Here is a 13,438-nt window from a genome sequence, read left to right as displayed (position 1 = left end):
GGGTCACCTCACGGCGCGATCGCGCCCAGCAGCGCCCTCGCGCACAGGTCCCGCACCTGTGCGCGCGCCAGCTGCTCCGGCTCCTCCAGCCACTCCAGGCAGACGGCCACCATGAAGGCCAGCCAGCCGCGCACAGCCAGGCGCAGAGTGGGCAGTTCGTGCGGGGTGGATGCCGTCTCGGGGTCCGCGGCGAGGGCCTCCAGGATCTGGTCCTCGTGGGCCGCCAGGCCCTCGCGGTAGATCCTGCGGACCGTGGCGTCGCCCGTCTCCTGCGCCCGGTGGAAGGCGCGGAAGCCCTCCGCGTGCGATTCGACGTACGCCAGGAACATGTCGAGGCCCGTGCCGATCTGCTCGCGGACCGGCACTCCGGGCACGGCCGCCGTCAGGCGCAGCATGCGATGGCTCTCGCGCCGCACCACGGCGGCGAAGAAATCGCTCTTGGTCGGGAAGTAGTGGTAGAGCAGGCCGCGTGAGACTCCGGCGATCTCCGCCACCCGCTCGATCCACACATCGTCGTACGGACTCTGGGCGAAGAGACACGCCCCTGCCGAGAGCAGCTGCTCCCTGCGCTCCTCGCTGCTGAGTCTGCGGCGCGTGCGCTCCCGCGGGTTCGTGCGCTCCTGCGGGTCCGCGGCCATGGGAGCACCTTACTTGACGTGGATTCAACAGCGGGACCAGACTGTGAGTCCTTATTGAATCCGCGTACAACAGGCTCAATGGGTCTGCGGCACAAGGGAGATGGCACACATGGCGCAGGTGTCGCAGTCGTCGCAGGCGACGGAGGGAGCCGAGCAGGGTGGGTCCGCCGGACCCACTGAGCCCGGCGGACCCGCCGGGCTCCCCAAGGGGTTCCGCAGTGCCGAGCTGGGGTGGCCGCGCCTCGACCTCGTCCCGCATCCGCCGCGCCGCCTGCCCCTGATCGGTGATGTCCTGGGCTCCCATGTCCGCACACCCGTACAGGACTCGATGCGGATCGGCGGCAGCCTGGGGCCCATATTCCGCCGCAAGGCCTTCGGCAAGGAGATCGTCTTCGTCTGGGGCGCCGAACTCGCGGCCGAGCTCGCCGACGAGTCGCGGTTCGCCAAGCACGTGGGCCTGGGGGTGGCCAATCTGCGGCCGGTCGCCGGGGACGGCCTGTTCACCGCGTACAACCACGAACCCAACTGGCAGCTGGCGCACGACATCCTCGCGCCGGGCTTCAGCCGGGACGCGATGGCCGGCTACCACCCGCTGATGCTGGACGTCGCCCGGCATCTGACCGCCCGCTGGGACGAGCGCGAGGAGACCGGGCGGTCCGTGGACGTGCCCGGCGACATGACGAAGCTGACCCTGGAGACGATCGCCCGCACCGGCTTCGGGCACGACTTCGGTTCCTTCGAGCGGTCCAGGCCCCACCCCTTCGTGTCGGCCATGGTCGGCACGCTCTCCCACGCCCAGCGCCGCAACGTCGTGCCGCCCGCGCTCGCCCCGCTGCTGCTGCGCGGCGCCACCCGGCGCAACGCCGCCGACATGGCCTACCTCAACCGCACCGTCGACGACGTGGTCGCAGCCCGCCGCGCCGCGTCAGGTCCGGGCGACGGAGATCTGCTCGACCGGATGCTGGAGGTCGCCCACCCCGACACCGGCGAGCGGCTCTCCGCCGAGAACATCCGCCGGCAGGTCATCACCTTCCTGGTCGCCGGGCACGAGACGACCTCGGGCGCCCTGTCGTTCGCCCTGCACTACCTCGCGCGCTCACCCGAAGTCCTGGCACGCGCCCAGGCGGAGGTGGACGAGGTCTGGGGCGACGCCGCGGAACCGGCGTACGAACAGGTCGCCAAGCTCCGCTATCTGCGCCGCGTCCTCGACGAGTCGCTGCGGCTGTGGCCGACCGCCCCCGGCTTCTCCCGCCAGGCCCTGCGGGACACGACCATCGGTGGCGTGCACCCCATGCGCCAGGGAGCCTGGGCGCTCGTCCTCGCCACGCTCCTGCACCGCGATCCGGCGGCCTGGGGCGAGCGGCCCGAGGAGTTCGACCCCGACCGGTTCGCCCCTTCGGCGGTACGTGCGCGGCCCGCCCATGTCTTCAAGCCGTTCGGCACGGGCGCGCGGGCCTGCATCGGCCGTCAGTTCGCGCTGCACGAGGCGACGTTGGTCCTCGGCCTTCTCCTGCGCCGCTACGACCTGCACGCCGATCCCGGGTACCGCCTGCGGGTCGCCGAGCGCCTCACTCTCATGCCCGAAGGCCTCACACTGCGGCTCAGCCGCCGCGCCAAGGCCGGGTAGGACCCGATTGTCAGACCCGTGCGCAAGAGTGGAGGGTCCACCGGTGCGAGCCGCCGGACCGTCCGACCCCGCGCAGAGGAGCTCTCGACATGACCAGCACGTCGACCCCCGAACTGGCCGCCGCCCAGGCCTGCTTGCGGCTGCTGCACACCGCACGCGCCGCGCTGTCCGGTCCCTCACCGGCCGCGGCGGCCTCGCTGCTCGCAGGGCCCATCGCGGAGGCGGACGAAGCGCTGCGCCGCGCGGGCCTGACGGGCAACGAGGCCGAGCTCCTGAACAGGATCTACGACCTCGAGCCCGACCGCCCCGATCCCCGGACCTGCCCCGCTTCTGCTGGTTCCGCCGGTTCGGCTATGTCGGCTGGTTCGGGTCCGTCGGCTTCGGTTCCATAGGGTTCGGCTCCTTGGGCTTCCAGGTGAACTTGTCGCCGCCCACCCAGCGCACCAGATCCGGGTCGTCCACGTCGTGCACGACGACACCCACCTGTGCGGCCACCTCAAGGACGTCGACGAGTTCCCTGGCCTCGCCGACCACCTCGCCGTCGAGCTCCACGATGCGGAAGGGCGGTCGGCCGGGGTTGACGCCAAGGACCGTGATCCGAGGGTTCGCCATATAGAGGTGCGCGCTTTCGGTCATATCTGCAGGCTTCCACGCTCCGGCTCCGTCATGACCTTCACGACCTGCCCGTTCGGCCGCTCGGGCTACGCGACCCGTCGCCTCGGGGCGCCCGGCCTCCGCTCACGCGAGGCGCTCGACCGCCTTCAGGACCTGACCGGCACCGTCCTCCGGGCTCATCCGACGGGAGACGACACGGGCGGCTTCCCTGTACGTGGCCTCGCGTACCGCGCGCCCGAGCTGCTCGGTTACCGCGCGCCCGCGCTGCTCGGCGAGGCGTTTCCACGGTCACCCGACGCCCAAGGACCGCCCGTGCTCGACGCTCAACGGCGCGAAGGCTATCCGCGTCAGGGAGCCGTCGTCCGCCCACCGCACCTCGACGGTGTCCGCCGTCGCGCTGACCACCGTGGCCGCCTCGGCGAGGGACGCGGGTTCGGGCTCCGCGGTGAGCGTGGCCAGAGCCGCGTACAGCGCCGTGCCCTCGGCCTCGGCCGTGAGGCGTGGCAGGCGGGCCCACCGGGTGAAGGCCGTGCCCTGGGGCGCGCGCTGTTCGTCCTGGCCCGTCCAGCCGTGCAAGGGGTGCAGCGCCGAGAGCAGGGACTCCTCGGGCCCTGTCGCCCAGCCCGTGTGGGTGACGCGGGCGCCGTGCGGAGCGCCGACGACGCGGTGCACACGCAGTTCGTGCCGCCCCTTGGCCACGGTGACGCTCTCCACGCGCAGCCCCGGCACCATGGGCGGCCCGCTCACGAACGCCGGGGTGTGCCGGGACGCGGCCCAGCCCCAGCCGTCGCCCTGACCCGCGCCCAGCGGATGGATGCGGCTGCGAGCACCGCGTACTCCCGCCACCTCCACCGCCATGTGGTTGTCCGCGGTGTTGCCGCGTGCCGTGGGGCCGGTGCTCGTGGAGTAGGCCTGGCGGGCGTAGAGCGGATCCTCGTGCGCCGCCGTCTCGGCCTCGTGCGGGCGCGCGTGGTCGCTGCCGTGGTTGTGCAGCCGTACGATCCCGTCGGCGCTGGTGCTCTGTACCAGGAGGCCGGGTGCGGGCAGCGCGAGGACATGGTCGCCGCTCTCGCTGGGGGCGGGTTCCTCCGTGGCGGTCCACAGAGGGTGGGTGGCGGGCGCCAGGAGACCGACGAACGCCTTCGACGCCCAGTAAGGGGACGCGGGGCCCGAGTAGGGCTGCAGGGACGACTCGTGCGGGCCGTGCCAGCCGAGGCTGAGCAGTCCGTCGGCGCCGACGGAGCCGCGGTCGAGGAAGTAGCGAAGGGATCCGCTGAGGAGTCGGCGCGAGGTGCCCGGCGTCAGGGGCGTGTGGCCGGTGACCGCGCCGAGCGCCACGGACGCTCCCGCGGCGAAGCGGTAGGTCAGGGAGCGGCCGAAGTGGATCGGGGCGCCGTCGGCCCCGAAGAGGAGCCCGAAGCTCGCCAGGTGCTCGTGCAGGCGGGGGCCGTGCCGGGCCGACTGATCCTGATCGTCCGCCAAGTGGGCGTCGAGCGTCGGGTAGAGGTGCAGGGCCCAGCCGTTGTAGTGGTCGAAGGCGCGGCCGTCTCCGTCGGCGTACCAGCCCTGGCCTCGGTACCAGGTCTCCAGGAGTTCGAGTGCCCGCTCGCGTGCCCGGGCCGTCTCCGCGTCGCCCCGGCCCACCGACTCCAGGAATCCCGCCACGGTGTAGGGGAAGAGGTACCAGTTGTTGGGCGCGGGGACGTGGCGGATCGCGCCGCGCAGCCACTCTTCCGCTCGGTCCTGCACGTCGGTGTCGAGCCGGTCCCACAGCCAGGGGCGGGTGAGGCGCAGTCCGAGTGCGACGGACGCGGACTCCACCATCGGCTGGCCCTGGACGTCGTGTTCGAGGATCACCGGCCAGGACTCGGCGTCGTCGCGGCCGGGGGTGCGGGTGCCCGCGTCGAGCCCTCGCGCGTACCGGTCGAGCCAGCCGTGCGGGTCCTTGCCGTCGGCGCCGGCCACCCTGAAGGCGGCGGCGAGGAGGGTGCGGGCGTATCCCTCCAGACCGTCCGACCGCACACCCGAGGCCGAAGGCCGCCCCGGCAGGTCGAGCAGGGCGCCGCGTGGCGTCGCCCACCGCCAGGCGGCGTCCAGGAGACCGTCGGCGGCGGCCTCCCAGTGCTCACGCGTGTAACCGGTGAAAGGGCTCAACTCACGGTCTTCTGCGGGCAGCCCGGGGGCTCCGGACAGTGCGGTGATGCTCATGCGAGGTAGGCCAGCCTTTCGCGTCGTACGGCATGGGCGAAACCGTCGCCCGCGGCCCAGCGGCCGAGTTCGGCGACGGCGAGATCCGCGAGGCGACCCCACTCGTTGCCCTGTGAACCGGCCAGATGGGGAGTGATCATGACGTTGTCGCACTCCCACAACGGGTGTTCGGGGGGCAGGACTTCGGGGACGGTGACATCGAGGACGGCGCGGACGCGGCCCGCGAGGGCGGCCTCGGTGAGGGCGTCCTGGTCGAGCACCGCGCCACGGGCCGTGTTGATGAGCACCGCCTCGTGGCGCATGGCCCCGATCAGCTCACGGCCGACCAGACCGCGGGTGGCGGGCAGCAGCGGCGTGTGGACGCTGACGACATCGCTGCTCCCGAACAACTCGGCGATGCCGACCGGTTGCGCCCCGAGTGCCAGGGCCTCCTCGTCCGAGACGTACGGGTCGTGGAGGAGGACCTTGAGGTCGTAGGGGCGGAGGAGTTCGATGACGCGGCGGCCGATCATCGAGGCGGAGAGGACGCCGACCGTACGGCCGTAGTTGCCCACGTCGTGCGACAGGCTGAGCCAGTCGTCGCGGCGACGCGTGTCCCTGAACTCCGCCGCACGCTCCACGACTTGTTTGCCGGTGAGCAGGATCATGGCGACGGTGTACTCCGCGACGGGCAGGGCGTTGGCCGCGGCGGCCGACGACACCGCGATACCGCGGTCCCAGCACTCGGGGGTGATGTGGCCGCGTACGGAGCCCGCGGTGTGGACGACGGCCCGCAGCCGTGGCGCGGTCGCGAGCACGGCCGCGTCAAGGGGCGGGCAGCCCCAGCCGGTGACCAGGACCTCCACGTCCCGCAGCACGGAGCGGGCCCGCTCCGTGGTGAAGTCGTCCAGGACGGTGTCCGGAACCAGATCACAGACCCGGCCGAGGGCGGCGAGCGCGTCGGGGCCGAGCACGGCCGTCGCCGCGTCCCGCGCCATGGCGAGCGCGGTGTGCGGACGGTGGCTGCCGTTCTTCAACAGATTCCCTTTCCCATGGCTCACGTGTTCCCGTCTTCACGTACTCACGAGTTCACGTGGCCCACTTGTTCACTTGGCTCACTTGGCTCACTTGACCGAGCCCGCGGTGAGACCCGACTTCCAGAAGCGTTGCAGCAGCATGAAGGCGAGGATCAGCGGCAGCACCGCAAGGAGCGAGCCCATGATCACCACGGGGTAGTACTCGGGCGAGACGGTGGCCGAACTGTTCCAGGTGTAGAGGCCCAGACTGACCGGATACAGCTTCTGGTCCGAGAGCATCACCATGGGCAGGAAGAAGTTGTTCCAGATGGCGGTGAGCTGGAAGAGGAACACCGTCACCAGGCCGGGTGCCAGCATCCGCAGGGAGACGCGCACATACGTGGTCAGCTCCCCCGCGCCGTCGACGCGCGCCGCTTCGAGCACCTCGTCGGGCACGTACCCCTGGCTGAAGATCCGCCCGAGATAGACACCGAACGGGTTGAACAGGACCGGTATGAACACCGCCCAGAAGGTGTCGACGACGCCTGTGGCCGAGGCCATCAGATACAGCGGAAGGGCGAGCACCGTCTGCGGCACCATCACCGCGGCGAGCACCAGGCCGAAGACCTTCTCTTTGTGCGCGAAGCGGTATTTGTCGAAGGCGTAGCCGCAGGCGACGCTCACCAGTGCGCTGATCGCGGCGCCCAGGACGGCGTAGAGCAGGCTGTTGGTGTACCAGCGGCCGTAGAGCCCGCCGTCCATCGCGAACAGGTCGCGCAGGTTCTGCACGAAGGAGAAGTCGGTCAGCGAGAAGAAGTCGCTGCTGAACAGCGCGTCCCGGTTCTTGGACGCGGCGAGCACCAGCCACAGGACGGGCAGCAGGGTGTAGAGCACCGCGATGCCGACCACGGTGTTGACGACGGTGCGGCCCAGGAGGCGGGGGCGGCCCGCGGTGAGGGTGTCGGCGCTCATCGCGCGGCCTCCTTCTGGGAGCGGTTGGTCCAGCGGGTGACGCCGTAGGACAGGGCGACCGTGCAGAGCAGGAGGATCACCGAAGCGGCGGCGGCGAGGCCGTAGTTGTTGCGGGTGAAGGCCGCGTCGTAGATGTACATGCTGGGCGAGAAGCGCGAGTTGATCATCGGTGACGACTGGCTGAGCAGCATGGGTTCGGTGAACAGCTGCATCGCCCAGATCAGGGTGAACATGGCGACCATGACGATCGAGGAGCGCACCAGGGGCGCCTTGATCCCCAGTGCGGTGCGCACCGGTCCCGCGCCGTCGACCACGGCGGCCTCGATCACTTCTCGGGGTACGGCCTGCAGCGCGGCGTAGAAGATCACCATGTTGTAGCCGAGGTTGCTCCACAGGGCGATGTTCACGATGGAGGGCAGGACGGTGTTCACGCCGAGGAAGTCGATGGTGATGTCGCCCTTGGCGAGCAGATCGACGACCGGGCTGAGTCCTGGCGTGTAGAGGTACAGCCAGATGAGGGCGGCGATGATGCCGGGCACCGCGTGCGGCAGGAAGAGCGCCAACTGGGCCCAGGCGCGCAGCCGTACGACTCCCGAGTCGAGCAGCAGGGCGAGGGCGAGGGCACCGATCACCATGAGCGGGATGTAGATCAGGCAGTAGAGGACGACCGTGCCGAGGCTGCCGAGGAAGGTCGGGTCGGTGAGAACTGCCGTGTAGCTGCGCAGTCCCACGAAGACCGTGCGTTCCGGGCCGAAGCCGAGGCCGGGCTGGTCGTCGCTGAAGAAGCTCAGCCAGACCGCGGTGGCGACGGGTATCAGGAAGACCGTCACCAACAGGATCAGGAACGGGGCCATCAGGACACCGCACGCCACATGCTCACGGCGCCGGGCTCGCGCGCGGGCGCGGCGGGCGGGGACGGGGGCATCGGCGGTGCGCTTCGCGCGGGCCGGGGGCGCGGTCGTGGTCATCGGGGTCACCTGCCTTTCTGCTGGTGCTCGTCGGCGAACGGGGGCTTCGAACGCGCCGGAGCGCTCGGGGCACTCGGGGCACTCGGGGCACTCGGGGCACTCGGGCAGCTCATGTGCTGCGCTCCGTGATGGAGAGGCCGAGGGCCTTGAGGTCCGGCATGGTTCCGTCCTGCGCCGCGCGTACGGCGTCGATGAGCGAGCCCTTGCCGCCGCCCGCACGGGCGAAGCCGTCCTGCATCACCCGCTGGGTCGCGGTCATCCGCGGCCCCCAGACCCAGCCGTCGCGGATCGTCTCGGCCTGTTCCTCGAAGAGGCGGTAGATGTCCTGGCCGGAGTAGTAGGCCCGGTCGAAGGCCTTGCGGCCCACGGCGACCAGGTCGGGGACGGCCGGGTACTGGCTGCTTGTGCCGCTGGAGAGGCGGGCGCGCAGGGCGTCGGGGTGCGAGACCTGCCACTCGATGAACTCCATGGCGGCTTCCGGGTGCCCGCTGTCCTTGGTGACGGCGAAGGTGGAACCGCCGTGCGTGCCGACGACCGGGTTGTCGGGGTCCCACTGCGGGAGCGGAGCGATGGCCCACTGGCCCTTCTGGCCCGGTCTGGCGTTCATCTGCGAGCCCGCGTCCCAGGCGCCGCTGAGCCGGCTGAGGACCAGCCCCTCACTGAGCTGGGAGTCGTAGTGCCTGCTCTCGGTGGCGTTGACGAGCAGCAGGTCCTCGTCGATGAGCCGCTGCCAGTACGCCGCCACCTTCCGGGTCGGACGGTCCGTGAGCGACACGTTCCAGGCGCCGTCGCGGGTGTCGAACCATTCGGCGCCCGCCTGCCACGCCCACGAGGCGAACTGGGTGCCGCCGTCGGTGGGGAAGACGGCGATACGCCTCTCGCGCGCCTTGTCCCGTACGGTGCGGGCGGCCTCGGTGAACTCGTCCCAGGTGCGCGGGACTTCGATGCCGTACTCGTCGAACAGATCGGCGCGGTAGTGCAGCACCATCGGCTCGACGTCGAGCGGGACGGCGTAGACCTTCTTCTCGAAGGTGGTGAGTCCGAGTGCCTGCGGCAGCAGTTTGGCGCGCAGCCTCTCACTCATCAGTGAGGTGATGTCCCGGGCTACGCCGTCGATGGCGAAGCCGGGGACCTGGGGGTATTCGAGGGTGGCGACGTCGGGGGCGTTTCCGGCCCGGGCGGCGTTGCTGAGCTTGGCGTAGCCGCCCATGGCGCCCGACGGAATCTGCTGGAAGTCGACCTGGATGCGGTCGTGGGTCTTGTTGAACGCGTCGACCACTTCCTGGCTGCCGCGCAGTGCGGACCAGAAGGTGATGCGTGTGGTGCCGCCCTTGTCGCGTGACGTGCTGCCCGCGCTGCCCGAACAGGCGCTGAGAGCACCTGCCATGGGAACTGCGGCTGTCACGGCGAGCAGGGACCGGCGGCTCGGTCGACCAGGCATGGGTGGGCGCCTCCCGCGGCTCTTGTTCGGGACACGGGAATCCTGATCGCGTGAACGATGACGGTCAATAGATCGATCAAAAGAAACTAAAGCGGTCAAACGATCCCGATGTGAGCGGTGGATCCACGGACCTTGAGCTCCGGCAGCAGCTCCGCCCGCTGGGTCGTCACGGCGCCCGGCTCCGCCAACTCGTCGAACCTGCGCAGCAGAAGCCTCGCCGCCGTCCTTCCCACCTCGTACTTCGGCGGGGACACGGCGGTCAGCGGAGTACTGCCGAGGGCGGCCACCACGTCGTCGTACGCCACCACCGAGCAGTCCTGCGGCACCCGCACGCCGTGGTCCATGAGCTGCTGCACGAGCATCAGCGCGTCGACGTCGCCGTGCAGCACGGCGCCCGTCGCCCCGTGCTCGCGCAACCGCGCCGCGAGGTCGAGCGGCTCGCGAACCCGGCCGGGCCCCGCGTGCGCGGCACTGAGCATCACGGTCCAGTCCTCGATCTCGGGCCGGGACGCGGCGATCTCGGCGAAGGCGGTACGCAGCGCGCGGGCCGTCGGGCTGTCGTCGCGGGCGGCCAGGATGATCCGCCGGTGGCCGAGCCGGACGAGATGGTCGACGGCGAGGTGGATGCCGTACCAGTGGTCGGTGCAGACCGAGTCCATGGCGTGCAGCGCACTGCCCGCACGCGGTCGGCGCTCCATCAGGACCGTGGGCACGCCCGACGCGGCGAGCCAGGCGTAGTCCGCCTCCTCCTCGGCCGCGGTGCGCCAGCGCGGAGCGATCAGGAGCCCCTGCGCCTTCTCGGCCAGGACCCGCTCGACCAGTGGCCGTTCGGCGCCCTCCACCTGTGGCGCGATATGCAGAGCGACCCGCATCCCGGCCTCGTACAGGACGCTTCGGGCCCCGTGCATCGTCTCGTACAGGTAGGTGTGCCGCTCGGGCACCATCAGCGCGACGGCCCCGCCCTGCACCACCGGCTCGGCCCGCGGGGCGCCGCGCTCCACGGGTCCGACCGATCGCGCGGTGCCGTGCCCGCGCCGCAACTTGCCCTCGCGGGCGAGGTCTTCGACGTCCCGGCGCACGGTGATCACCGAGACCTCCAGGTCGTCGGCGAGATCACTCAGCCGCGCCTCGCCCCGCGACTCCACGACCGCGAGTATCCGCTGCCGCCTGACGTCCCTCGGCTCCCGCATGCTGCCGACCCCCTCGCCACACACCTGTCGGGTGTTCGTTTGAGCGTTTCTGCTGGAGGATATCGATCATTGCCCGGCCTGTGTCCAGGTCGGCGATGTTCGTTACTGGCGGCTCAGTGAGCGTGTGATGCCCGGCCGCCACCGTGGTGACGAGGACCCAGCCCGTGGCCACGAGGAGATACGAGAGCCACTGGTACCAGCCCTCCGGCGCGAACGCCGGCTCCTGCCCGAAACCGACGATCGGAAGGAGCAGGTCGAGAGTGTGGAAGACGGGGTTGAAGTCGGGGGCCTCGTCGGACTTCAACGGGCGCGGATGGTGGCGGGCGAAGGCGGGCGCGAAGGCCCGCCAGACGTGGATCTCCGCCGGTGTCGCGTCGGTGATCTCCATCAACTGGATGCTGTCCCGGGCGCGTTCGGGCTGTCGACCACGCGCTCGGATCCGCTGACGGGAGACCTAATTCGAAATGGGATTCATTTTCATATAGCCTCGGCGCCGCACGTCCGAGACACCTCCGAGACACCTCCGAGAAAGGGCCCGAACTCATGGCCGTCCCCAAGCGCAAGATGTCCCGCAGCAACACGCGCCACCGCCGAGCCCAGTGGAGGGCGAGCACCCCGCAGCTCGTGCCGGTCACCGTCGACGGCTTGGCCCACCTGGTTCCCCAGCGGCTGGCCAAGGCGTACGAGCGCGGCCTGCTGCGTCCCGAAGGCTGAGCCGGAGAGCGCCGAGCCGCCCCCCGCGCCCGCCGGGAGAGTGGAAGTTCCGCGGCCACCCAGGAGGACGCGGCCCTGCCGCGCCGGGCCCGTCGGAAGGCTGCCTCAAGATGCCGGTGAGGAATCTTTCCTATCGGCTGAGGAACTGGTGATCGACTTGCCCGGACTGTTCCACACGCACCGTGCCGGACGCCTGCTGACCGCCTTGAGCTGCGCGTTCGCCGCCGTGTCCGTCCCGCTGTTCCCCTCGGGGAACGCCTTCGCGTCGGCCGGGGATCCGCCGGTCGGCAGAGCCGTGGCCGCTCCGCTGCCCGGCGGGCTCGGCCCGTGTGTGCCGGGCACCTGCCCCTCGGGCCCGTACCCGCCCGTCACGAACGGCACGATCCGCTACCGCGACAACGCGATCAACATCTTCGCGGGCGGCGACTTCCTGGTGCGCGGGAGCGCGGCGGAGGCCGAGGGGCGTGTCGTCGTCCTCGGCGACTTCGACCAGAACAAGCGGGCCGGGGTCAGCGGCGTCTACAACGTCGGCGAGGCGGGCGTCGGCTCCCGGGTCGCGCCTCCGATCGGTTCCGACTGGCTCACGACCGGGGGTGACGTCACCGTCGCCGCGGGCCAGCGACTCCTCGCCGAGCAGGGGGTCGTACGTCACGCGGGCGCGGCGAGCGGCACGATCCTGGCCCAGGACGTGCGTCGGGACCCGGACGCCGCGGCGCCGTACACCGCGCTGCGCGGTCAGCTCAATGTGGCGAGCCAGTGCTACGCGCACGGCGAGAACGGCAGCCGTACGCCGACCGGCACGGCCGTGCACGCGGGCGGTGAGACGGTGTTCACCGGGGACGGCACATCGGCGCGTCAGGTGTTCAACGTCGACTTCGACCTGGCCAGTGCGAGCGGCGGGCAGGAGGGCATCCGGTTCGTGAACATCCCGGACGGAGCGACGGTCCTGGTCAACGTCCTTGGCTCGAAGCGGGTCGTCAACACCTACAGCGGCGGCATCGACGACGCGACGGATCCGCTCAACGCTCTTCGCGAGCGCCTGCTGTGGAACTTCCCCGACGCGACAGACCTGGAGATCAAGGGGACCGGGCAGTTCCAGGGCAGCCTGCTGATCGGCCAGAACGCGTCGGACACGACGGTCAGCGTGCCCGGCATCAACGGACGCTTCTTCACGGCCGGGTCGATCACTCACACCAGCTCGCTGAGTGGCGGAGGCGGGCAGGAGTTCCACAACTACCCCTTCGTGGGCGACCTGCCCGAGTGCGGGACCGCGCCGACGCAGACCGGCTCCGTAGAGGTCGCCAAGAAGGACTCGGCGAACGGAAAGGCGCTGCCCGGGGCGGTCTTCGAGCTCTGGCACGAGACCAACGGAGTCCCCGGCGTGCAGACCTCCGGCACCGACCCCGATACCCGGATCGGCGACCCGTGCACCACGGACACCCGGGGCGCGTGCCGCAGGGCGGTGCCGCTCGGCACGTACTACTGGGTGGAGACCAAGGCCCCGAGCGGGTACGACCTGCCCTCCCCGGCCTCCTTCGGTCCGCTCGTCGTGACCGAGGACAATGCGCACGAGGGCGTCACGGTGACCGCGAAGAACAAAAAGACGGCCGTCGTCGAGAAGGTGGGTGCCCTGCACGTCACCAAGACGGACCGCACCAACGGCCGCCCGCTGGCCGGGGCCGTGTTCGAGCTGTGGCGCGAGACCAACGGCAGGGCCGGACTCCAGACCGGAGGGGCGACCCCTGACACCCGCAGGGGACAGGGCTGCGCCACGGACGGCCGAGGCCACTGCGACTTCCCCGACCTGCCGCTCGGCTCCTACTACCTCAAGGAGACGGCCGTACCGGACGGATACCGGCTGCCCTCCCCCGCGGTCACCGGCCCCTACCGGCTGACCGAGAACAACGCCACCAAGGGCGTCACCGTCAAGCTCAGCAATGTGCGGGACGACACGGGCAAGGGCGGCAAGGGATGAGCGTTGAGCGGGGCAAGCGTGGCAAGCGGGGCTCGCGCACCGGCGGCTGACGGGCGGTCACCCGTCAGCCGCCGGTGCACGGCCTCGGTGCACGG

At 70.9% G+C, this 13,438-nt stretch carries 12 protein-coding genes and 1 pseudogene; 4 read left to right on the top strand and 9 right to left on the bottom strand.

Annotated elements, in window-relative coordinates; translation table 11 throughout:
* Nucleotides 1–8 precede the first annotated feature (8 nt).
* The gene (locus tag ACFVXC_RS34545) at nt 9–638 is read right to left on the bottom strand and encodes a TetR/AcrR family transcriptional regulator (RefSeq protein WP_389913730.1); all 630 of its coding nucleotides are present in this window, start codon (nt 636–638) and stop codon (nt 9–11) included.
* A gap of 109 nt (nt 639–747) precedes the next feature.
* Here ACFVXC_RS34545 and ACFVXC_RS34540 point away from each other — a divergent pair, with 109 nt between their 5' ends.
* A complete protein-coding gene (locus tag ACFVXC_RS34540) occupies nt 748–2,265 on the top strand; it encodes a cytochrome P450 (protein WP_389913727.1) in 1,518 nt (505 codons plus the stop codon).
* An 89-nt stretch (nt 2,266–2,354) separates the two neighbouring features.
* On the top strand, nt 2,355–2,657 hold the full coding sequence (locus ACFVXC_RS34535; protein ID WP_389913724.1) for a hypothetical protein: 303 nt from the start codon (nt 2,355–2,357) through the stop codon (nt 2,655–2,657).
* On the opposite strand, the gene ACFVXC_RS34530 is transcribed toward ACFVXC_RS34535, so the two are convergent.
* From ACFVXC_RS34530 to ACFVXC_RS34495, 8 genes and pseudogenes are all read right to left on the bottom strand, one after another.
* Entirely contained in the window at nt 2,617–2,901 is a 285-nt protein-coding gene (locus ACFVXC_RS34530) for a hypothetical protein (protein WP_389913722.1), read from the bottom strand. The genes ACFVXC_RS34535 and ACFVXC_RS34530 overlap by 41 nt on opposite strands.
* Nucleotides 2,902–3,168: 267 nt before the next feature.
* Nucleotides 3,169–5,088 carry a DUF2264 domain-containing protein gene (locus ACFVXC_RS34525; protein WP_389913719.1) on the bottom strand — a complete coding sequence of 640 codons (1,920 nt, stop codon included), beginning with the start codon at nt 5,086–5,088 and terminating at the stop codon, nt 3,169–3,171.
* Entirely contained in the window at nt 5,085–6,065 is a 981-nt protein-coding gene (locus ACFVXC_RS34520) for a hydroxyacid dehydrogenase (RefSeq protein ID WP_389914000.1), read from the bottom strand. Before ACFVXC_RS34520 ends, ACFVXC_RS34525 begins: the two co-directional genes overlap by 4 nt.
* A gap of 126 nt (nt 6,066–6,191) precedes the next feature.
* Entirely contained in the window at nt 6,192–7,055 is an 864-nt protein-coding gene (locus tag ACFVXC_RS34515; protein ID WP_389913716.1) for a carbohydrate ABC transporter permease, read from the bottom strand.
* Nucleotides 7,052–8,023: a carbohydrate ABC transporter permease gene (locus ACFVXC_RS34510; RefSeq protein WP_389913714.1), complete on the bottom strand. Its 972-nt coding sequence runs from the start codon at nt 8,021–8,023 to the stop codon at nt 7,052–7,054. The genes ACFVXC_RS34515 and ACFVXC_RS34510 overlap by 4 nt, the downstream gene beginning before the upstream one ends.
* Nucleotides 8,024–8,132: 109 nt before the next feature.
* Nucleotides 8,133–9,464, bottom strand: coding sequence for an ABC transporter substrate-binding protein (locus tag ACFVXC_RS34505; RefSeq protein WP_389913711.1), 1,332 nt, complete (start codon nt 9,462–9,464; stop codon nt 8,133–8,135).
* Nucleotides 9,465–9,559: 95 nt separating this feature from the next.
* Complete coding sequence (locus tag ACFVXC_RS34500) at nt 9,560–10,654, bottom strand: substrate-binding domain-containing protein (RefSeq protein ID WP_389913708.1); 1,095 nt, start codon at nt 10,652–10,654, stop codon at nt 9,560–9,562.
* Nucleotides 10,655–10,756: 102 nt separating this feature from the next.
* Nucleotides 10,757–10,985 (bottom strand): annotated as a pseudogene (locus ACFVXC_RS34495) (membrane-associated oxidoreductase); the annotation flags it as partial.
* A 212-nt stretch (nt 10,986–11,197) separates the two neighbouring features.
* Between ACFVXC_RS34495 and rpmF the strand changes: the two are divergent.
* Together rpmF and ACFVXC_RS34485 are read left to right on the top strand one after the other, a co-directional pair.
* The gene (rpmF, locus tag ACFVXC_RS34490; RefSeq protein ID WP_389913705.1) at nt 11,198–11,368 is read left to right on the top strand and encodes a 50S ribosomal protein L32; all 171 of its coding nucleotides are present in this window, start codon (nt 11,198–11,200) and stop codon (nt 11,366–11,368) included.
* A gap of 148 nt (nt 11,369–11,516) precedes the next feature.
* On the top strand, nt 11,517–13,343 hold the full coding sequence (locus ACFVXC_RS34485) for a choice-of-anchor A family protein (protein ID WP_389913702.1): 1,827 nt from the start codon (nt 11,517–11,519) through the stop codon (nt 13,341–13,343).
* The last annotated feature ends 95 nt before the right edge of the window (nt 13,344–13,438 follow it).

It is taken from the genome of Streptomyces sp. NPDC058257, from assembly GCF_042881845.1.
In the GTDB taxonomy this organism is placed as follows: Bacteria; Actinomycetota; Actinomycetes; order Streptomycetales; family Streptomycetaceae; genus Streptomyces.
Note: the sequence above shows the minus strand (reverse complement) of the source record. Positions and strands in the feature narration are given on the sequence as shown.

What these genes read in the sequence shown, in the direction of transcription:
- ACFVXC_RS34545 (WP_389913730.1), bottom strand. Translation starts at nt 638, where the DNA reads ATGGCCGCGGACCCGCAGGAGCGCACGAACCCGCGGGAGCGCACGCGC.
- ACFVXC_RS34540 (WP_389913727.1), top strand. Translation starts at nt 748, where the DNA reads ATGGCGCAGGTGTCGCAGTCGTCGCAGGCGACGGAGGGAGCCGAGCAG.
- ACFVXC_RS34535 (WP_389913724.1), top strand. Translation starts at nt 2,355, where the DNA reads ATGACCAGCACGTCGACCCCCGAACTGGCCGCCGCCCAGGCCTGCTTG.
- ACFVXC_RS34530 (WP_389913722.1), bottom strand. Translation starts at nt 2,901, where the DNA reads ATGACCGAAAGCGCGCACCTCTATATGGCGAACCCTCGGATCACGGTC.
- ACFVXC_RS34525 (WP_389913719.1), bottom strand. Translation starts at nt 5,088, where the DNA reads ATGAGCATCACCGCACTGTCCGGAGCCCCCGGGCTGCCCGCAGAAGAC.
- ACFVXC_RS34520 (WP_389914000.1), bottom strand. Translation starts at nt 6,065, where the DNA reads ATGGCGCGGGACGCGGCGACGGCCGTGCTCGGCCCCGACGCGCTCGCC.
- ACFVXC_RS34515 (WP_389913716.1), bottom strand. Translation starts at nt 7,055, where the DNA reads ATGAGCGCCGACACCCTCACCGCGGGCCGCCCCCGCCTCCTGGGCCGC.
- ACFVXC_RS34510 (WP_389913714.1), bottom strand. Translation starts at nt 8,023, where the DNA reads ATGACCACGACCGCGCCCCCGGCCCGCGCGAAGCGCACCGCCGATGCC.
- ACFVXC_RS34505 (WP_389913711.1), bottom strand. Translation starts at nt 9,464, where the DNA reads ATGCCTGGTCGACCGAGCCGCCGGTCCCTGCTCGCCGTGACAGCCGCA.
- ACFVXC_RS34500 (WP_389913708.1), bottom strand. Translation starts at nt 10,654, where the DNA reads ATGCGGGAGCCGAGGGACGTCAGGCGGCAGCGGATACTCGCGGTCGTG.
- rpmF (WP_389913705.1), top strand. Translation starts at nt 11,198, where the DNA reads ATGGCCGTCCCCAAGCGCAAGATGTCCCGCAGCAACACGCGCCACCGC.